At 62.0% G+C, this 18,094-nt stretch carries 19 protein-coding genes; 12 read left to right on the top strand and 7 right to left on the bottom strand.

All coding sequences use genetic code 11. The features are described from left to right. Positions 1 to 222: 222 nt before the first annotated feature. Positions 223 to 786: an alkyl hydroperoxide reductase subunit C gene (gene ahpC, locus EL249_RS03375; RefSeq protein WP_005674343.1), complete on the top strand. Its 564-nt coding sequence runs from the start codon at positions 223 to 225 to the stop codon at positions 784 to 786. A 171-nt stretch (positions 787 to 957) separates the two neighbouring features. Then, positions 958 to 2,526 (top strand): alkyl hydroperoxide reductase subunit F, encoded by a 1,569-nt coding sequence (gene ahpF, locus EL249_RS03370; RefSeq protein ID WP_040531796.1) that lies wholly within the window; start codon positions 958 to 960, stop codon positions 2,524 to 2,526. A 318-nt stretch (positions 2,527 to 2,844) separates the two neighbouring features. On the opposite strand, the gene EL249_RS03365 is transcribed toward ahpF, so the two are convergent. The 3 genes from EL249_RS03365 to EL249_RS03355 all read right to left on the bottom strand — a co-directional run bounded on the left by EL249_RS03365 (position 2,845) and on the right by EL249_RS03355 (position 6,948). Continuing rightward, positions 2,845 to 3,504, bottom strand: coding sequence for a DNA alkylation repair protein (locus EL249_RS03365; protein WP_040531799.1), 660 nt, complete (start codon positions 3,502 to 3,504; stop codon positions 2,845 to 2,847). Between the two features lie 93 nt (positions 3,505 to 3,597). After that, a complete protein-coding gene (locus tag EL249_RS03360) occupies positions 3,598 to 4,299 on the bottom strand; it encodes a GNAT family N-acetyltransferase (RefSeq protein ID WP_005674346.1) in 702 nt (233 codons plus the stop codon). Positions 4,300 to 4,416: 117 nt separating this feature from the next. Next, entirely contained in the window at positions 4,417 to 6,948 is a 2,532-nt protein-coding gene (locus EL249_RS03355) for a mechanosensitive ion channel family protein (protein ID WP_050781933.1), read from the bottom strand. A 325-nt stretch (positions 6,949 to 7,273) separates the two neighbouring features. On the opposite strand from EL249_RS03355, the gene EL249_RS03350 reads away from it, so the two are divergent. The 3 genes from EL249_RS03350 (at position 7,274) to EL249_RS03340 (ending at position 9,652) form a co-directional block, all read left to right on the top strand. Next, positions 7,274 to 8,191 (top strand): type IV toxin-antitoxin system AbiEi family antitoxin domain-containing protein, encoded by a 918-nt coding sequence (locus EL249_RS03350; protein ID WP_005674348.1) that lies wholly within the window; start codon positions 7,274 to 7,276, stop codon positions 8,189 to 8,191. Further along, a complete protein-coding gene (locus tag EL249_RS03345; RefSeq protein WP_126348069.1) occupies positions 8,184 to 9,035 on the top strand; it encodes a nucleotidyl transferase AbiEii/AbiGii toxin family protein in 852 nt (283 codons plus the stop codon). Before EL249_RS03350 ends, EL249_RS03345 begins: the two co-directional genes overlap by 8 nt. 125 nt (positions 9,036 to 9,160) lie before the next feature. Further along, the gene (locus EL249_RS03340; protein ID WP_005674350.1) at positions 9,161 to 9,652 is read left to right on the top strand and encodes a hypothetical protein; all 492 of its coding nucleotides are present in this window, start codon (positions 9,161 to 9,163) and stop codon (positions 9,650 to 9,652) included. A gap of 55 nt (positions 9,653 to 9,707) precedes the next feature. On the opposite strand, the gene EL249_RS13840 is transcribed toward EL249_RS03340, so the two are convergent. Then, positions 9,708 to 9,875 (bottom strand): DUF4879 domain-containing protein, encoded by a 168-nt coding sequence (locus EL249_RS13840; RefSeq protein WP_083799637.1) that lies wholly within the window; start codon positions 9,873 to 9,875, stop codon positions 9,708 to 9,710. Positions 9,876 to 10,120: 245 nt separating this feature from the next. Between EL249_RS13840 and EL249_RS03325 the strand changes: the two genes are divergently transcribed. Then, a complete protein-coding gene (locus tag EL249_RS03325; RefSeq protein ID WP_005674351.1) occupies positions 10,121 to 10,615 on the top strand; it encodes a hypothetical protein in 495 nt (164 codons plus the stop codon). A 51-nt stretch (positions 10,616 to 10,666) separates the two neighbouring features. Here EL249_RS03325 and EL249_RS13835 read toward each other — a convergent pair whose 3' ends face one another. Continuing rightward, complete coding sequence (locus EL249_RS13835) at positions 10,667 to 10,834, bottom strand: DUF4879 domain-containing protein (protein ID WP_083799638.1); 168 nt, start codon at positions 10,832 to 10,834, stop codon at positions 10,667 to 10,669. Here EL249_RS13835 and EL249_RS13720 point away from each other — a divergent pair. Then, positions 10,805 to 10,930: a hypothetical protein gene (locus EL249_RS13720; RefSeq protein WP_269471750.1), complete on the top strand. Its 126-nt coding sequence runs from the start codon at positions 10,805 to 10,807 to the stop codon at positions 10,928 to 10,930. The genes EL249_RS13835 and EL249_RS13720 overlap by 30 nt on opposite strands. A gap of 67 nt (positions 10,931 to 10,997) precedes the next feature. On the opposite strand, the gene tenA is transcribed toward EL249_RS13720, so the two are convergent. Next, complete coding sequence (tenA, locus tag EL249_RS03310; RefSeq protein ID WP_005674353.1) at positions 10,998 to 11,660, bottom strand: thiaminase II; 663 nt, start codon at positions 11,658 to 11,660, stop codon at positions 10,998 to 11,000. A 145-nt stretch (positions 11,661 to 11,805) separates the two neighbouring features. Between tenA and EL249_RS03305 the strand changes: the two genes are divergently transcribed. The 3 genes from EL249_RS03305 (at position 11,806) to EL249_RS13310 (ending at position 14,489) form a co-directional block, all read left to right on the top strand. Then, entirely contained in the window at positions 11,806 to 12,711 is a 906-nt protein-coding gene (locus tag EL249_RS03305) for an alpha/beta hydrolase (protein ID WP_005674354.1), read from the top strand. 322 nt (positions 12,712 to 13,033) lie between these two features. After that, positions 13,034 to 13,861: a bifunctional DNA-formamidopyrimidine glycosylase/DNA-(apurinic or apyrimidinic site) lyase gene (gene mutM, locus EL249_RS03300; RefSeq protein ID WP_005674355.1), complete on the top strand. Its 828-nt coding sequence runs from the start codon at positions 13,034 to 13,036 to the stop codon at positions 13,859 to 13,861. A 316-nt stretch (positions 13,862 to 14,177) separates the two neighbouring features. Continuing rightward, positions 14,178 to 14,489, top strand: coding sequence for a transposase (locus tag EL249_RS13310; RefSeq protein ID WP_126348068.1), 312 nt, complete (start codon positions 14,178 to 14,180; stop codon positions 14,487 to 14,489). Positions 14,490 to 14,646: 157 nt separating this feature from the next. Here the strand turns inward: EL249_RS13310 and EL249_RS03290 are convergent, their stop codons facing one another. Beyond that, positions 14,647 to 15,606 (bottom strand): TIGR03571 family LLM class oxidoreductase, encoded by a 960-nt coding sequence (locus EL249_RS03290; protein WP_232002032.1) that lies wholly within the window; start codon positions 15,604 to 15,606, stop codon positions 14,647 to 14,649. A 164-nt stretch (positions 15,607 to 15,770) separates the two neighbouring features. Between EL249_RS03290 and EL249_RS03285 the strand changes: the two genes are divergently transcribed. Further along, positions 15,771 to 16,640 carry a LysR family transcriptional regulator gene (locus EL249_RS03285; protein WP_040530082.1) on the top strand — a complete coding sequence of 290 codons (870 nt, stop codon included), beginning with the start codon at positions 15,771 to 15,773 and terminating at the stop codon, positions 16,638 to 16,640. 390 nt (positions 16,641 to 17,030) lie between these two features. Continuing rightward, the gene (locus EL249_RS13305) at positions 17,031 to 17,798 is read left to right on the top strand and encodes a transposase (protein WP_005674360.1); all 768 of its coding nucleotides are present in this window, start codon (positions 17,031 to 17,033) and stop codon (positions 17,796 to 17,798) included. Positions 17,799 to 18,094 lie beyond the last annotated feature (296 nt).

The following is an 18,094-nucleotide window of genomic DNA, read 5'->3' as shown; positions in this document are numbered from 1 at the left end:
GCCGCGGACACGCTGGCACCCAGCCCGCCCGGCCAGGAAGCGCCAGAATCTGCCCGCCATGGCGGGACGTGCGGATGCTCCGCCTTCCCCGTCTGGCCAGATTCCCCGCCGGGAACTGCTCCCTGTCCCGTCTTCAGGCGTGGGACAGGGAGCAGTTCCGGCAAGGCCGCTTCCGACACCATCGGCAGGCCCTGTCCTGCCACCCACTCTAGAGGAAATCCCATGTCTCTGATCAACACCCAGATCAAACCCTTCAAGGTCCAGGCCTTCCAGAACGGCAAGTTCTTCGAAGTCACCGACGAGACCCTGAAAGGCAAGTGGAACGTCATCTGCTTCTACCCCGCCGACTTCACCTTCGTCTGCCCGACCGAGCTGGAAGACCTGGCCGAGCACTATGACGAGTTCAAGAAACTGGGCGTGGAAGTCTACTCGGCCTCTACCGACACGCACTTCGCCCACAAGGCCTGGCACGACACCTCGGACGCCATCAAGAAGGTCAAGTACCCCATGCTGGGCGACCCGACCACGCAGCTGGCCCGCAACTTCGACGTGCTGATCGAAGAAGAAGGCCTGGCCCTGCGCGGCACCTTCCTGATCGACCCCGAAGGCCTGATCAAGGTCTGCGAAATCCACGACAACGGCATCGGCCGTGACGCCAGCGAACTGCTGCGCAAGGTCAAGGCTGCCCTGTACGTGGCCTCGCACCCGGGCGAAGTCTGCCCCGCCAAGTGGAAAGAAGGCGCCGAGACCCTGAAGCCCTCGCTGGACCTGGTCGGCAAGATCTGATCCCGCACCCCGGAAGGCTGGCCGGTTGCAGACCACCCCCGGCCTTCCCGTCATGATTGACATCGTTACCAGCCAGCCCCGGCCAAGCGGCGCTCCTATCGCCTAGCTCCTCGCGCCGGCAACCGGTGGCTGGTTTTTTTTGTCCATTTCCCACGTCACCACGGCACCATCATGCTTGACGCAGACCTCAAGAACCAGCTGCAAACCTACCTGGGCCACCTGAAACAGCCGATCGAGCTGGTGGCCACCCTGGACGGCAGTCCGAAAGCGAAAGAAATGCAGGAACTCCTGCAGGAAATCGCCGAACTGTCCGACAAGATCACTCTGCGCGAAGACCCGGCCGCGGATGTCCGCAAGCCCTCCTTCGCCATCAACCGCATCGGCACCGACATCGGCGTGCGCTTTGCCGCCATCCCGCTGGGCCACGAGTTCACCTCGCTGGTGCTGGCCCTGCTGCACGTCGGCGGCCACACCATCAAGCTCGACGCCGACACCATCGAGCAGACCAAGGCCCTGTCCGGCGACTACGACTTCGAGATCTACATGTCTCTGTCGTGCCAGAACTGCCCGGACGTGGTGCAGGCGCTCAATTCGATGTCGGTCATCAACCCCCGCATCCGCGTCCAGACCATCGACGGCGCCCTCTTCCAGGACGAAGTGGAAAAACGCGCCATCATGGCCGTGCCCACCGTCTTCCTGAACGGCGAAGTGCTGTTCCAGGGCCGCTCCAGCGCCGAAGAGATCCTGGCGCGCCTGGACAGCGGCGCCCACTCCCGCGCCGCCGAGAAGCTCTCCGAGAAGGATCCCTTCGACGTGCTGATCGTCGGCGGTGGCCCGGCCGGTGCTGCGGCAGCCGTCTACGCCGCCCGCAAGGGCATCCGCACCGGCGTGGTGGCCGAGCGTTTCGGCGGCCAGGTGCTGGACACCATGTCCATCGAGAACTACATCTCGGTGCTGGAAACCGACGGTCCCAAGTTTGCCGCCGCCCTGGAAGCCCACACCCGTCACTACGGCGTCGACATCATGAACCTGCAGAAGGTCGAGTCGATCAGCCGTGACGAGGCTGCCGGCATGGTCACCGTCAAGACCGCCAGCGGCGCCAGCCTCAAGAGCAAGACCGTCATCCTGGCCACCGGTGCCCGGTGGCGCAGCATGGGCGTGCCCGGCGAGCAGGAATACCGCAACCGCGGCGTCACCTACTGCCCGCACTGCGACGGCCCGCTCTTCAAGGGCAAGCGCGTCGCCGTCATCGGCGGTGGCAACTCGGGTGTCGAGGCCGCCATCGACCTGGCTGGCGTGGTGGACCATGTCACGCTCTTCGAGTTCATGCCTGAACTGCGTGCCGACGCCGTGCTGCAGCGCAAGCTGGAAAGCCTGCCCAACGTGAAGATCCTGAAGAACGTTCAGGTCACCGAGGTCAAGGCCAGCAACGACAAGGTCAGCGCCATCGTCTACAAGGACCGCACCAACGACAGCATCCACGAAGTGGCGCTGGAAGGCGTGTTCGTCCAGATCGGCCTGGTGCCCAACACCGACTTCCTGAAGGACAGTGGCATCACGCTGGTCCGCAACGGCGAGATCCAGGTCGACGTTCGTGGCCAGACCTCAATGGAAGGCGTGTTTGCCGCCGGTGACTGCACCACCTCGCCGTACAAGCAGATCATCATCGCTGCCGGCGATGGCGCCAAGGCTGCCCTGGCAGCCTTCGATCACCTGATCCGCACCTCGGCACCCAAGTAAGCGCACACTGCGCCTCGATGATCCGAGCATCATCGAGGCGCAGCACGCTTTCCAGACCTCGTCCTGATCGGCACGCAAACAAGCAGCCTTTCCACCGAAACGCGTTCCGTCTGGACGGCTCGCCCGGCCGTCCGATCGTCCTGGCCGTGCAGCACGGCCCGGCATAGTCTTTCAGGGGTGGCCTGATGCCATCAGCCACCCAGACACCAGCGACCCGCACCGTCCCGTGCGGGCCCGCCCGTCCGCCCTCACCCGGTTACCGCCGGGTGGGGGCGTTTCTTTTTTCAGGATGGCCAGGCGCGAGCTGGCACCGCCCACTCAGCCCTTCAGGTGCTTGAGCGCCTCACGGATGCTGAGTGGTGCCATCCGGGCACGATGGGTCTCGATGAAAGCCAGCACCCACGCCGGATCCTGGCGGGCGTACTGGCGCAAGGCCCAGCCAATGCCCTTGTTGATGAAGAACTCGGTCTGCCCCAGGTTGTTGACGATGACCTCGGCCAGCAACGCACGATCGGTCTGCGCCCCCAGCGACAGCTGACAGTCAATGGCGATGCGGCGCAGCCAGAAGTTCTCGTGCAGACTCCAGGCCATGATCCGGGGGCGGATCTCCGGATGACGCAGCAGGATGGAGCCCACCACCTTGTCCAGCGCATCCACCGTGTCCCACCACGACTTCTGCACCACCAGCGCCTCCACGCGGTCCAGGTCTGCCGGAACCAGCTGTTCCTTCACCTCGTTCAGGTAATCCACAGCCACGTACTGCATCTCGCGGAACGGGCTCTGCCAGCATTCCCGCACGAAGACCCAGTCCGGTACCTGCCCACGCGCCGCACGGAAGAACGGCCGGCAGAGCTTTCGCCGCTCGGGCGTGCCCACCCCCAGAAATGCGAAGCGATGCTTCATGTAGGCCGCCATCTGCGGCGCTCGGCCGGGCTCGGCAGCCGCCTGCAGGACGGCGAGGATCTCGTGTGCATCCATGATGGACAGCGCCTCCCATACGCCCAGCACCTATCGGGCGGACAGGGCCAGTATGCCACCGCCCCCCGACCGAGGTCTGGTTGCGCCAGATCGTTACCCCTCAATGTCCCCCAACGCCACGCGCTGCCGGCCCTCGGCATCGAAGTTGTCATCCGACAGCCACCTCTCCAGGCGCCGCTTCACGCGGGGCCATTCGGAATCCAGCATTGAGTACCAGCAGGTATCGCGGTTACGCCCCTTGTACACGATGGCCTGGCGGAACATGCCCTCGTAGGTGAAGCCCAGGCGCAGGGCAGCGTTGCGCGATGGCTGGTTCAGCGAATCGCACTTCCATTCATAACGGCGGTACTTCAGCGTCTCGAACACGTACTGCGCCAGCAGCAGCTGGGCCTCGGTGGCCATGCGCGTGCGCTTGAGCCGGTCGGAATAGGTGACGGACCCCACTTCGATCACGCGGTTGGCCGGATCGATCCGCATCAACGCAAACGAACCCACGACCTGGTTGCTGCCCTCTTCGATGATGACGAAGGTACAGGGATCCTCGCTCGCCTCCAGCCGCTCCAGCTGTGCCTGCAAGGTCTGTCGGTCGGGCACCGGATCACGGGGAAGGTAGGTCCAGTCAGCCAGGTTGGCTCCCGGGCCATGGAAGGCATACAGATCTTCGCCATGTCGGGCGGCCGACAGCCGCTCCAGCCGGCAGAAACGCCCCTGCAGGACAGGGCGGCCTGGCCGTTCACCGGGCGTGAAGCCAGGCACCGCATTGCCGATGGGCTGGCCGAATTCGTTGTGACGCATGAAGTCTCCTCGAAGGTCGTGTCATCGCCCCGAATATACGGCGCCTCATGCCCTGAAAACGATCCGGGCCATGGCGCAGCCACGCCATGGCCCGGATACCGATCACGCGCTGGGCAATCAGGACGTTGCCAGCACGATGCCCTCCGCCTGCAGGCGCTCGTGGATGGCAATGCACAGCTCGCTGCGGATGCCCCCCATGCGCTCGCTACGTGCCGTCCAGGCATAGAGCTTGAACTGCAGGGCCGACGCACCGAAGTCGGTGAACTGCGCCGTGGGCGCCGGCGTGGCCAGCAGATCAGCGTGTTCGCGTGCCACCTCGGTCAGCAGCTTGATGACCTGCTTGGGATCGCTGTCGTAGGCCACCCCCAGGCCGATCTCGATGCGGCGCAGGTGATCGGACAGCGTCCAGTTCACCACCTGGTTGGCGATGAGCTGCGAGTTGGGCACGATCACGTCCGCCCCCGCTCCGGTGCGCAGCACGCTGGCACGGATGCCGATGCGCTTGACCTTGCCGCTCTGCCCCGCCATGTCCACCGAATCGCCCACCTTGATGGGACGCTCGAACAGCACGATGAGGCCCGAGACGAAGTTGTTGACGATGCTCTGCAAGCCGAAACCGACCCCGACACCGAGTGCGCTGGCGAAGATGGTGAATCGATCGAGGCTCACACCGGTGGAGGCAATGGCCATCAGCAGACCGCCGATCAGCACCACATAGTTGAGGATGCTGTTGAGCGCATACGGAATGCCCGGCGCCAGCGACACCCGCGTGTAGACCTCGCGGTCCAGCACGTAGCGCAACAGGCGCGAGACCTGCAGCGTCAGCCAGACCAGCACGAAGAAGCGCAGCAGGTCGGCCAGCGACACCGAGATCTGCCCGATCTTCAGCGGCGTGGACAGGAAGTTCCCCAACGCATCGGTGAGCGGCGACAGCAGCATCACCTGGTTCAGGGTGTAGCCCGTCCACAGCAGCACCGCCACCCAGTAGACCACGCGACGCAGTCGTGCCTCGATCAGCGCCCCGTCCTCGTCCAGCATCTTCAGCCGGTTAAGCGGGCGCAGGTTGCCGGCCAGGCGCAGCAGCGACAGCAGCACCAGCGACCCCGCCAGCAGGATGACCCCCGCAAACAGCGAATTGAGCGTGGAGGCACTGATGAAGCGCGCCAGCCGGGTGAAGCCCAGCAGGTCGGTGACCAGGGCCGCACTGCAACCGGCCAGCACCGTGTTGATGGCGTAGCCCGTCAGCCGCAGCGAGCGGGCATTCTGGTCCACATGCTTCGTGCTGCTGTCGGGCGGCAGCGCTTCGCTGGAGACCGTCTCGTTTTCGGCCTCGGCCTCGGCACGCGCCTGCACGAAGGCGCGGCGCCGGTCACGCGTCAGGTGCATGAGCACCAGGATCGTCAGCAGCAGCTGCGACTGGAAGAACAGCCGCTCCCAGGTCGGGTCGAACTTCAGGATCTCCGGCACCTGGTTGAAGGCGAACATGGCCAGCAGCCAGTACAAGTAAGTGGCCAGCGAACGCTCCACCACCTGACGCAGCAGCTGCACGGTGGGCGCCAGCGCCACCAGCCCCAGCAGCAGGTTCAGGCTGGCCGGCGGATAGGGCAGAACAACTGCCGCCATCGTCACCGTCGTCAGCACCGCCACCGACAGCGGATCCTGCAGCAGCCAGCGCACCGAACGCAGCACCGGCTGTTCGCTGATCTTTGCCTCCACCCGCGGACGCAGGAGGTGCAGCGTGGCAAACACCAGCACCAGCCACGCCAGCAGCGCAATGGAGCGGACCGGATGGATGCGCAGGTACTCGACGATGGCATGGCCATCCGAGCGCAGGCGCGCCAGGCCCGTCAGCGTGCTGCCGTCAGTGCTTTCCGCATTGGACGCACCGAACAGCGCCGGGCTATCAGTCTTGAACAGCGAATCGATGGACGCCGTCAGCGTGTTCTTCAGCAACGCCTGCTCGGACGAGATGGTGGCCTGCAGCTTGCTGCTCTGCGCCTGCAGGTCGAAGATGCCGCTGCGGATCTTGGACGCCGCCTTGCGCGTGTCCTGGATCTGGTTCAGCACCTCCTGCACGCGCGTGCGGATGACCTGCGGTGACGCCTTGATCTCTTCAGCCGCCTGCGCCCCTTCCCAGGCCTTCTGCATGGTGTTCAGGCGGTTGAAGTCCTCCTGCAGCGCCTCGGCCACCTGCGTGAGCTGCTTGTCCACCGCCGTCACCTCGGCCTGCAGCTGCGCCCAGGTGGGCTCGATGTCACGCATGCGCCGCTGGCTGTCGGAGTCCATCGCCAGATGGCTCAGCGTTCGTGCCTCGGCCGTGTCCCGGGCCAGGCGAGCCAACCGCTGCTTGATGCCATCGCGCTGCGGCGAGGCCTGAAGGCGGTTGCGAATGATGTTGAGCGCGTTCTCCTCGCTCTCGGCGCGGGAAACCACGTTGGCCGGCGGAATGGGCGAGGCCGGGGCAGGCGCCGGATTGGCCGCGGCGGCATTGGCATTGCCACCCTGGGCCGCCTTGTCCTTGTCACTGGCAGCAGCTGGCGCCGCCTGTGCCATCGCAGGGCTCGGAGACAAGGCCACGCCGGCCGGCGCGGCCAGCATCAGGGCCAGCAGCAGCCGGCCACAAAGGGAAATGAGGGCATCGGTCTTCATGCCCGCCAGTGTACCGGGCACCCGCGCCCTGCTGGACAGTGCCCCCATGGCACGGGACGACCGGTCGGCAGGCGAAGCGTGGCTGGCCGGGGCGTTTGTCGGGATGCAACAGGGGAGATATACCTGACCCGCCCTACGTTGCTGGGGCAATCGATGAGATGGCCTGTCCCCATCATGCCTGGCACCTCAGCCCCCTGAACCTTCAAGCCCTCTCGCTGAATGACACACAAAACTTGACATCTAGGTCATGTTACCATTATGCTATGCGTCCTTAGGACGCATAGCATAATGGTAACACCATCACGGACCTAGTAAACAGGTATCCATGGACACCCCGTTGCCCTTCAACCTGCTGAAATCCATTCAGGAACGCCTGTCCGGCTGGAACAGGCCTGTCATCACCGACTATGAGCTGGCCGTGCTCATCACCCGGTTGACCGACACGTCCGGACAACCACCAGACATCCGTTCCCACCAACAGGCGGTAGACAACCTGCTTTCGACGGGCCTGCTCCTGCCTGACAAGGATTTCCGGAAAGGAACCGTGTATCGGCTCTTCGGCAAGAACAAACCCGCAGCCACGGAGGTTGCCTGTGCCGTGGATCCATTTGCCTATGTCTCGCACCTCAGTGCCATGGAATACCACGGTCTGACGGACCGCTTTCCGAAAGTCCTCTACCTCACCACCCCCGACGACAAGGCATGGCGCACCCAGGCCGATGCCCGCATGGCAGCCGACTTGGGTGAACGGCTTTCGGCCTACCGTCAGACAGGTCTTCCTGTCCTGCGTCGTCAGCCCAGCCAGAGCATTGAAGGCCAGCACGTGGAACTCATGCGTCGCAGCCACCTGGGGGCATTCAAGGTCGTGCGAAGCACCGGCGTGCGCGTCGCCACCATCGGCCGGACCTTTCTGGACATGGTCCGTGAGCCCGAGCTCTGTGGCGGCATCCTGCACGTCATCGATGTCTACCGAAGCCGGGCGGCACAGTACCTGTCATTGATCATCGATGATGCGGAACGCCACGGCACGGCCATCGACAAGGTCAGGCTAGGCTTTCTGCTGACCGAAGTGTGCCACCTCTCCGATCCTCGCATCGAAGGCTGGACCCGACATGCCCAGCGGGGCGGATCCCGCAAACTGGACCCACAGGCGGAATACGATCCCCGATATTCCGATAAGTGGATGCTCTCCATCAACGTACCCACCTTGCACACCAACAACATGGATGATGCCCATGAATGAAGTGGACATCGAACGTTGGGTCGATGATGCACCCACCCATCAAAGGGGCTTTCGGGAAGCCGTCCACATCATCCTGGACAGCATCGGCCATTCACGTAACCTGCAGGCCCGCATGGTCATGAAAGGCGGTCTGCTGCTGGCCATTCGCTACGACAGCAGCCGTTTCACCCGTGATCTTGACTTCTCCACCACGGAGCAATATCAGGCAGACACGGCCGACCAGCTTCTCGACGAGTTCGAGAAAGGACTGATCGACGCCGAGAACCGCCTTTTCTATGAGACGACCTGTCGCCTGCAATCCCGTCGGGTGGAGCCCAAGGGAGAAAACCGCACTCACCACAACCTGACGCTGACCATCGGCTTTGCCGACAAGTCGGATCGCAGCGCCATGGCACGGCTTCAGGCAAAGCAGTCCCCACGAGTCGTTCAGATCGACTACAGCTTCAACGAATCCGTCTTCGACGTGGAGCTTCTGGAACTGGAAGGCGGCGCCACCATTCACTCCTATTCCCTGCACAACGTGCTGGCCGAAAAGATGCGCTCACTCTTGCAACAGCCCATCCGCCGGCGAAACCGCCGACAGGATGTCTACGACATCTGGCTGTTGCTGGAATCGGCACCACCCCTGACGGCAAATGACCTGAAACGCATCCATCAGATACTGGTCAAGTCTTGCCAGAGCAAGGGGCTGACCCCAACCGCCCGATCCATGGAAGATGAGGCCGTGCAACAACTTGCACGTGAGGGCTACGCAGACATCCGGTCCGACGTGGATGGCGAGCTCCCGGCCTTCGAGGATGCCTTTGGCGCCGTATCCAGCCTCTATGGAAGGCTTCCCTGGTAACAACCCCGCAAAGCCTTCCTGCAAGACCCACCTTGATATGCCGGGCTTTGGGGACGTTTTTCCAGCGAGCCTGATATGTCGGCACGGCCTAGACTACCCATGGCGTTCACCCGAGAGGCATCCTCATGGCCATTGGCAGTTTCTTCGAGCTGGCCCACAGCAGCAGCTCCTACGCGTCCTTTGTGCAGTCTGCCATGCAGCAGATCTCCGGCCAGGGCGCTGCCCCTCAGGCCGAGAACACAAACGGCAGCAAGTTTGCCGGCATCATGACCGACACACTCTCCATCGAGCGTGCAAAGAAGACCAAGGAGATCATGTCCGGCTATGACATGACCCACATGTCACGTAACGAGATGATCGAGATGGCCGGGAAATTGGAGAAATCCGGCATCATCACGTGGGATCAGTACTTTGAATTGACTGCCCCCCATTTCGATGAATGGGATGAGAACATGAATCTCATCACCGACTACGATCAAAAGATCAACTATCTGGAAGGGCTGCAACAGGTCGTAATCAGAAACCGGACCTTCAACCCTAGCGACATCCAGTCGATCATCATTGCGGAAAGAACCCAAGCCCTGGCCGAGTCGCTAGACCACATAGCGCGGGCGTAATACCACCGAGAACGTGGTGTCCCGTAGCTCCCACGTTCTCGACTCTTCGTTCAACTCACTGGATGTAAATCGAATCGCTCATAGTGTTCCATGGCGAATTCATGGACGTGTTCTGATAGGAGAACGCCCCCCGCTGATTTCCGCCAAGCTTCCAATAGCGGCGATATCCAACCACGGATTGGCCCGTTGGACCATGAAAGGCGGTCTGCTGGTGATCCGCCATGACAGCAGCCGCTTCACCCGTGATCTGGACTTCTCCACCACGGAGCAATATTAGGCAGACACGGCCGACCAGCTTCTCGACGAGTTCGGGAAAGGACTGACATGGAAGGCTTCCCTGGTAACAACCCCGCAAAGCCTTCCGGCAAGCCCCGCCTTGATATGCCGGGGTTTGGGGACGTTTTTCCAGCGAGCCTGATATGGCGGACGGCCTAGACTTCCCATGACATTCACCCGAGAGGCATCCTCATGGCCATTGGCAGTTTCTTCGAGCTGGCCCACAGCAGCAGCTCCTACGCGTCCTTTGTGCAGTCTGCCATGCAGCAGATCTCCGGCCAGGGCGCTGCCCCCCAGACCGAGAACACAAACGGCAGCAAGTTTGCCGGCGTCATGACCGACACACTCTCCATCGAGCGTGCAAAGAAGACCAAGGAGATCATGTCCGGCTATGACATGACCCACATGTCACGGAACGAGATGATCGAGATGGCCGGGAAACTGGAGAAGTCCGGCATCATCACGTGGGAACAATTTGCAGACCTCACTAGCCCGTACTTTGACGAATGGGATGAGAACATGAATCTCATCACCAACTACGACCAAAAAATCAACTATCTGCAAGGTTTCCAGGAGGTTGTGAACCGGAGAAAAATGTTTCTCCCTGATGACACGAAATCAATCGAACTGGCGCAACGGACGCTGGCGCTGGCCGAATCTCTTTACTCTGTTTCAAATGTTCGCTGATCACCATGAGCATGGACCCGCTATGAAGCCCATGCTCGAATCTTCACTCCTTTACTGGATATAGATGGAATCGCTCATGGTATTCCATGGCGAATTCATGGACGTGTTCTGATAGAAGAACGTCCCCCGCTGATTTCCGTCAAGCTTCCAATAGCAGCGATGTCCAACCACGGCTTGGCCCGCTGGACCATGATAGGCGGCCTGCTGGTGATCCGCCATGACAGCAGCCGCTTCACCCGTGATCTGGACCTCTCCACCACGGAGCAATATCAGGCAGACATGGCCGACCAGCTTCTCGACGAGTTCGAGAAATGACTGACAAGGAAGGCTTCCCTGGCAACACCCCGCGAAGCCTCCCGCAGCCTTTCCGTGGCGCCAGCCCTCAGACCGGCCAGGCCTCCAGCCGGTAGGCGGCGTCCCAGAACATCCATTCCAGTCGGGCAGCCTGGGTGTAGGCGGCGTGCATGCGTTCACGCATGGCGGGGGTGGTGGTTGCCGCGATGCGATCCAGCGTGTCGCGCATGCGGGCCACGGCCTCGTGGAATTCCTCGGCGGCATAGGTGTCCACCCAGGCCTGCCAGGGATTGCCGGGCTTGCTGCGGGCGTGGATGTCACGGCCCACTTCGGCATAGATCCAGAAGCACGGTAGCAGCGCGGCCATGGCCACCGGCCAGGGCTCACCCCAGGCCGTGGCCAGCAGGTAGCTGGTGTAGTGCTCGGCTGTAGGTGACAGTGGCGTGGCGGCAAACTGCTCGGGCGTGACGCCGTGCTGCTTCATGAAGCCGTTGTGCAGCTCGCGCTCGCCCACCACGGCTTCCTGGGCAGCGGCAGCCAGCTGCACCACGGTGTCGGAATCATCGGCCCGGGCGGCCGCCACGGCCAGCGCCCGGCCGAAAGCCACCAGATAGTGGGCGTCCTGGATCATGTAGTGCCGGAAGCGCTCGATGGACAGCGTGCCGTCAGCCAGCTCGCGGTTGAAGGGCATCTCCAGCGTGGCCTGAAAGAGCGCGCTGTTGCGTGCCCAGGCTTCCTGCGTGAAAGTCATGGCGGGTCTCCTGATGGTCTGGATGAGGGATGGCAATACCGCGCAGGATCATACCGCCTCCGGCCTCCGCACGATGCACGGCGATGGTCTCCCCACTGCCCTTGCTCTATGATTCCCGCATCACCTTTTGCCGGGACACTTTGCCATGGACGCCCCTGCCACCGATCCCATCACGCCCACGCCGGGCACGCTGTTCGAGACCTGCCAGGCCCTGCTGCCCACCTGTGAACAGCACGGCATGCACTCGCGGCACACCGGCCGGCGCTATCGGATCCAGACCACCTGCGTCGGCCCCGAGCCGGAAGGCGGCTATCCGGTGTTCACCCTCCTGGATGGCGACACGCTGTTTCCAGTGGCAGCCATGGCCGCCCACGCCATGATGACGCGCACCGGCGAGAACGGCGTGACCCCCATGCTGCTGGTGGGCGTGGGCTACGGCCACGACGGCTGGCTGGATACCGATGCCCGCGTGGAGGACTACACGCCCCCCGTGACCGACGGCAGCGCCAGCCACGATGCTCGCGGCCGCCGTCAGGGCGGCGCCGGACGCTTCCTGCGCTTCCTGCGCGAGGAACTGCAGCCGGCCATGGCCGAGCGTTTTTCCGTGAACCCGCAGCGCCAGGCGCTGTTCGGGCATTCCTTTGGCGGCCTGTTTGCGCTGTACACACTCTTCAACCAGCCCGACGCCTTCCAGACCTACATCGCCTCCAGCCCGTCCCTCTGGTGGCACGATGAATACATCCTGCAGGAACGCGACCGCTTCGTGCAGGCACAGGCCGGCCGCCCCCCCCTTCCCGTGCGCGTGCATCTGAGCATCGGCGAATACGAGCAGAAACACGCTCCGTACATTGCCCCTGACAGCCCTCGGGCACAGATGCTGAAGGCCCGTGGCCAGGTGGACCGCGTGCGCGCCTTCACCCGGCACCTGAACGAGACCCTGCCCGGGCTGCCCGTCAGCCTCACCGAGCATCCGCGCTCCACCCACGGCAGCTCCCAGCTTTATGCGGTGCTGGATGCGCTGCGATTTGCCAGCGGCACAAGCGACATCTGAACCGGTTTCGTCGGACATGCCGTAGCGCGCCAGCGCTGAAAGCGAACGTTCAAGGGATCCTCTGAATAAGTCCCGCGAACCGGCGCGCCACGGAACGGGATGCAGGACAAGGCGACATTTGCTGTCAATAGCGGCGCTATTGACAGCAAATGGCAACGCAGTCATGCGCCCGTTACGGGGATGTGACGGCCGCGGGGACTTGTTCAGAGGATCACAAGAGCACTCAGCACGCCCCTAGAAGCCTTCAACCGAAGTACGGAACCTCACCCCGCCCTCTCCATGGTCCATGCGACGTTGACTGCATCAACTTGAGGATAAAGAAATGCCGGAATTGCCTGAGGTGGAAACGACTTTGCGAGGCATCACCCCGCACATCCAGGGCAAAAAGGTGGCGGATGTCGTGCTGCGCCAAACCAGGTTGCGCTGGCAGGTCAATCCGCAGTTGGCGGAGATCCTGAAGGGGCAGGAGGTATTGAGCTGCCGTCGGCGGGCAAAATATCTGATTATCGGTTTTGAAACGGGCATTCTGCTGATTCATCTGGGCATGTCGGGCAGTCTGCGTATCTTTACGTGTGGCGATGCACGGATTGAACATCCCGACAAACACGACCATGTGGACATGGTGTTTGCAGACGGCACGGTGTTGCGCTACCACGATCCACGCAGGTTTGGCGCGATTTCCTGGCATGAAGGCATTGCGGAACATCATCCGCTTCTTGAGAAGCTCGGCCCTGAACCGCTTTCAGACGACTTCTCCGCCGACTATCTTTATCAAAAATTCAAGACGCAAAAGCGAGCAGTCAAACTGGCCCTGATGGACAATGCCGTCGTGGTCGGCGTGGGCAACATTTATGCGAACGAAAGCCTATTCAGATCGGGCATCTTGCCACACCGCCCTGCAAACAAGATCAAGAAAAAGGAATGCGCCGTCCTGGTGGAAACGATCAAGGCAGTGTTGCAGCGTGCGATTGAAACCGGCGGCAGCACGTTGCGCGACTTCGTCAACAGCGACGGTAAAAGTGGTTATTTCCAGCAGGAATATACGGTGTACGGCAGACACAACGAACCCTGCGTCTGTTGCGGCGGTTTGGTGCAGAAGGAAGTTCTGGGGCAGCGCGGGACGTTTTACTGCCCGAACTGCCAGAAATGACTCCTGGGTCTTCGCGGATCAGTGTGGGTGAGATGGAGGCCGAAATCGGCGTTTGATGCCTGAAATCAAGGGATTTACAGCGCAGATGATGATGTCGTATCGTGTATCGACACTGGATCGAGGTGCTGTGCATGAAAACAGGTCGCAGTCTGAGGGAGCTTTTGTCCGTTCCCGGCTTCGCGGCATCGGCGAAGCTGAAGGGAATCTTCGGAGACCCCAAGGCGAGGGTCGTACAGCTGAGACGCCGAAAAAAACAGCCATTTGCTCAAATTGTGGGTAGCGCTGCCAGGGACGTTACGACCAGCGGACGTGCCGTGTGCGGGATCTTCGGGTGGCAGGCTGGGTGGTGTACCTGGAGTTCGAGCGCTGGAAACAGAGCCTGCGCTGGCAGCGTCTTGGGCCGTACAGGAAGTTTGCCGACATGATCGAGCGGCACTGGGACGGCATTGCCGCCTACTGCCGCCCCGAGAACAAGGTCAGTCTGAGGATGGTGGAGGGGCTGAACAACAAGATTCGGGTCATTCAGCGCAGTACTTACGGATACCGGGATAAGGAGTATCTGAGGCTCAAGGTCATTGCCAGTTTCCTGCCTCCGCTACCCGAAAACGCCCGATTGCACCCACACTGATCCGCGAAGACCCTTTTTTTGTGACATGGGGTGATTCTCCGTAGTCATTCAAGTGCCAGCGCAGGATGACGACACAAGGTTTTGCAGAAGTCCTGCATCGCTCGCTGGTGCTCGCACCGTGTTGAGGGACGACGCATTCCGGCGTCGTCATGCATCTTCAGGCACTCGCACGGAATTGCGGCACGATGTTTTCCAGGAAGTCCTGCATCGTTTCCAGCGGCGGGCGACGGGTTGGCTTGAGGTTGGCGATGACGTGTGCCACCCCAGCCTCGGCCTGCTGGGCGTAGAAATCCGACAGCGCCCGGCTGCCACCACGCAGGTAGATGCTGTTGAACACCTGCAGCGGTGCGCTGGCATCTTCCAGCAGCTCGACGAAATTGCAGGACCCAAAGGGACGCCAGATGCCTGATTCGTTCAGGCGCTCCAGCTCTGCCATGAGGCTGCGCAGATGGGGCAGGTCTGCGGAGTACCACAGCCAGCCATCGGACTCATTGGCAATCCAGCGCAGATCCTGTCGCGCACGCCCCACGGTCATCATCGGCAGGCGCCCCTGTACGGGTTTGGGCACCAGATCGAGATTGCCGAAGAAGCTGCCGCCGTGTTCGGTACCAAAGCGTGGGAAGGATTGCTCCGTCAGCCGGCGGATGACCTGCCAGTTTTCCTGAAAACGCTCGGCACGATTGTCAAACTCCTTGCCAAAGGCAGGATACTCACTGGGGCGGTCACCGCCCGCCAGGCCCAGCACGAAGCGTCCGCCGCTCAGATGGTCGATGGACGCCGCCTCCTTCGCGGTCAGGATCGGCTCACGCAGGGGAGAGACATAGCCCGCCGAGCCGAGCGTGATGTGTTCGGTGATCGCACTCAGGTAACCCAGTGTCGCCGTGATGTCGTGAATCTGGCCGACATCGCCGAAGTTCGGATCGTAGAACGGCACATCGCGCACCCACAGCGCCCCCAGGCCGCTGCCGTCTGCCTGTTTCACCAGCGCGGTGAAGTCCGTCATGTCCGGAAAGGGCGAATCGGCATAACCCATGAAAGGCGCAATCAGGCCGAGCGTCAGCTTGCCGGGCTGGAAGGTCCGGGCAAAGCCCCGGTGGTTCTGCAGATGCTGCGGCACGGTTTTCTCCATCGCTTGCTCCCTGTATCGAGACGGAACGAGGGCATTCTAGGCGTGGCATTCACAAAGAAAAACCGTACAATCGAGAAAAGACTTTTTGATATGTTCAAACAATGGAGCAGCCAGCGTGCCCCGGGGGGCGCCCCCTGTATGACTTTCGCGCCATGGCGATCTTCGTCGAGGTCATCAAGCACCAGTCCATGCAGCAGGCTGCCAGGCAGCTCGGGCTGACCGTTTCCACCGTCAGCCTTGCCATCAGCAGGCTGGAGCAGCAGCACGGCATCAGGTTGCTGCACCGCACCACCCGGCGTCTTTCCGCCACCAGCGCAGGCGAAGCCTTCTACCAGGCCTGCCTCAGAATGCTCGAAGGTGCGGAGCAGGCCCACCGGGTGCTGGAGCAGCAAAAGCACGAAATCGAAGGCACCCTGCGCATTGCCACCTTCTCTTCCGTATGCGGGCTGCCGCTGGGTGACAGCCTCAAGGCCCTGCTCGAACGGTACCCGGCGCTCAACATCGAATGGTATGTGGACGACAGTTTCAGCAACCTCTACCGCCAGCAGATCGACATCGCCATCCGCGGTGGCATGCATGCGCTCAATGACCCGCAGCTCATTGCCCGCAAGCTGTTCGATGCCGAGATGGTGCTGTGCGCCACACCCGAGTATCTGGCCAACCGGCCTCCCATCGAAAGGCCGCAGGATCTCTACACGCACCAGTGGCTCGACTACCAGCAGCCCGACTACCGCCTTACCCACCCCGAGCATGGCGAAATCCACCTCGCTCCCAGACTGCGCATGCTCTGCAACAACAGTCTGCTCTCGAAGGAGCTGCTGCTCAACCACTTCGGCATCGGCGTGCGTGCACGGGCCGAGTTCCGGGAGGAGTTTGCACAGGGCAGGCTGGTACAGCTGCTGCCCGACTGGCATCTGGAATCCCGTCCGATCTATCTCGTCACGCTGAACCGCGAACAGCCTGCACGGGTGCGGGCTGCGAGGGAGGCGCTCAGTGCGGCGCTGATGGAATACAGGCCGTGAATCGGGCGGGTTTCGGTCTGGCGGGATTGACCGGCCGCCGGGCAGCAGGATGTGCCCCTTTGAAGATCTTTTGAAGATCGGGTCTTCGCGGATCAGTGTGGGTGAGATGGAGGCCGAAATCGGCGTTTGATGCCTGAAATCAAGGGCTTTACAGCGCAGATGATGATTTCGTATCGTGTATCGACACTGGATCGGGGTGCTGTGCATGAAAACAGGTCGCAGTCTGAGGGAGCTTTTGTCCGTTCCCGGCTTCGCGGCATCGGCGAAGCTAACGGGAATCTTCGGAGACCCCAAGGCGGGGGTCGTACAGCTGAGACGCCGAAAAAAACAGCCATTTGCTCAAATTGTGGGTAGCGCTGCCAGGGACGTTACGACCAGCGGACGTGCCGTGTGCGGGATCTTCGGGTGGCAGGCTGGGTGGTGTACCTGGAGTTCGAGCGCTGGCGGGTACGTTGTTCAGGGTGCGGCGGCGTGCATGTAGAACGGCTTGACTGGCTGGCGCAGAATCCGCGCTACACCGAACGTTTTGCGCTGCATGTCGGCAGGTTGTGCACGAGCATGGGCAACAAGGCCGTGGCAGAGCTGGAGCGGCTTCACGACAGCACGGTGAAGGATCTGTCGAAGCTGTACATGCAGGAGCAGGTTCGTCGTGCCGGTCGGCTCAAAGTCAGGCGCGACGAGTACAGGCGTCTGCAGGGCAAGGACAGGTCGTGGATCAAGGGGCAGCGCAATACGCTGCTGTCGGCGCAGGAAAACCTGACGCTGGAAGGCCGGCAGGCACTCAGGAAGCTGCTGGCAGCCAATCGGCGGTTGAACACGGCCTATCTGCTGAAGGAATCGTTCGGGCAACTGTGGAGCTACAGAACCGAGCGCGGTGCCCGGGCATTCTTCGAGCGCTGGAAACAGAGCCTGCGCTGGCAGCGTCTTGGGCCGTACAGGAAGTTTGCCGACATGATCGAGCGGCACTGGGATGGCATTGCCGCCTACTGCCGCCCCGAGAACAAGGTCAGTCTGGGGATGGTGGAGGGGCTGAACAACAAGATTCGGGTCATTCAGCGCAGTGCTTACGGATACCGGGATGAGGAGTATCTGAGGCTCAAGGTCATTGCCAGTTTCCTGCCTCCACTACCCGAAAACGCCCGATTGCACCCACACTGATCCGCGAAGACCCTGACTTCTTGAACCTACTTCAGACGACTTCCCTGCAATCCAGGCAAGCTCAGCCGCCTTGTTGAACCCCTCACGGCAAGCCCCATGGTCGAACCTGATGCTCGCCGCAGAAGAGGCGTTCTTGTACAGATCTCCCTGAACACCCCCTGACGTTGTTGTGGCCGCAGCACATGGAGACCGGCGCTTTCCCGTTGCCACCGGGCAACGCTCAGTAACCATCCATCATCCACATACCGCCACACGGAAGCCGAACCGGGCAAGATGAACGTACATCATCCGCTCCT

Source organism: Lautropia mirabilis, assembly GCF_900637555.1.
Classification (GTDB): domain Bacteria; phylum Pseudomonadota; class Gammaproteobacteria; order Burkholderiales; family Burkholderiaceae_E; genus Lautropia; species Lautropia mirabilis.
This window is presented reverse-complemented; position numbering and strand designations above follow the sequence as displayed.

What these genes read in the sequence shown, in the direction of transcription:
- mutM (WP_005674355.1), top strand. Translation starts at nt 13,034, where the DNA reads ATGCCGGAATTGCCTGAGGTGGAAACGACTTTGCGAGGCATCACCCCG.
- EL249_RS03325 (WP_005674351.1), top strand. Translation starts at nt 10,121, where the DNA reads ATGGCCATTGGCAGTTTCTTCGAGCTGGCCCACAGCAGCAGCTCCTAC.
- EL249_RS03305 (WP_005674354.1), top strand. Translation starts at nt 11,806, where the DNA reads ATGGACGCCCCTGCCACCGATCCCATCACGCCCACGCCGGGCACGCTG.
- EL249_RS03360 (WP_005674346.1), bottom strand. Translation starts at nt 4,299, where the DNA reads ATGCGTCACAACGAATTCGGCCAGCCCATCGGCAATGCGGTGCCTGGC.
- EL249_RS03345 (WP_126348069.1), top strand. Translation starts at nt 8,184, where the DNA reads ATGAATGAAGTGGACATCGAACGTTGGGTCGATGATGCACCCACCCAT.
- EL249_RS13835 (WP_083799638.1), bottom strand. Translation starts at nt 10,834, where the DNA reads ATGGCGGATCACCAGCAGGCCGCCTATCATGGTCCAGCGGGCCAAGCC.
- EL249_RS03340 (WP_005674350.1), top strand. Translation starts at nt 9,161, where the DNA reads ATGGCCATTGGCAGTTTCTTCGAGCTGGCCCACAGCAGCAGCTCCTAC.
- EL249_RS13840 (WP_083799637.1), bottom strand. Translation starts at nt 9,875, where the DNA reads ATGGCGGATCACCAGCAGACCGCCTTTCATGGTCCAACGGGCCAATCC.
- ahpC (WP_005674343.1), top strand. Translation starts at nt 223, where the DNA reads ATGTCTCTGATCAACACCCAGATCAAACCCTTCAAGGTCCAGGCCTTC.
- tenA (WP_005674353.1), bottom strand. Translation starts at nt 11,660, where the DNA reads ATGACTTTCACGCAGGAAGCCTGGGCACGCAACAGCGCGCTCTTTCAG.
- ahpF (WP_040531796.1), top strand. Translation starts at nt 958, where the DNA reads ATGCTTGACGCAGACCTCAAGAACCAGCTGCAAACCTACCTGGGCCAC.
- EL249_RS03355 (WP_050781933.1), bottom strand. Translation starts at nt 6,948, where the DNA reads ATGAAGACCGATGCCCTCATTTCCCTTTGTGGCCGGCTGCTGCTGGCC.
- EL249_RS03365 (WP_040531799.1), bottom strand. Translation starts at nt 3,504, where the DNA reads ATGGATGCACACGAGATCCTCGCCGTCCTGCAGGCGGCTGCCGAGCCC.
- EL249_RS03285 (WP_040530082.1), top strand. Translation starts at nt 15,771, where the DNA reads ATGGCGATCTTCGTCGAGGTCATCAAGCACCAGTCCATGCAGCAGGCT.
- EL249_RS13720 (WP_269471750.1), top strand. Translation starts at nt 10,805, where the DNA reads ATGATAGGCGGCCTGCTGGTGATCCGCCATGACAGCAGCCGCTTCACC.
- EL249_RS03350 (WP_005674348.1), top strand. Translation starts at nt 7,274, where the DNA reads ATGGACACCCCGTTGCCCTTCAACCTGCTGAAATCCATTCAGGAACGC.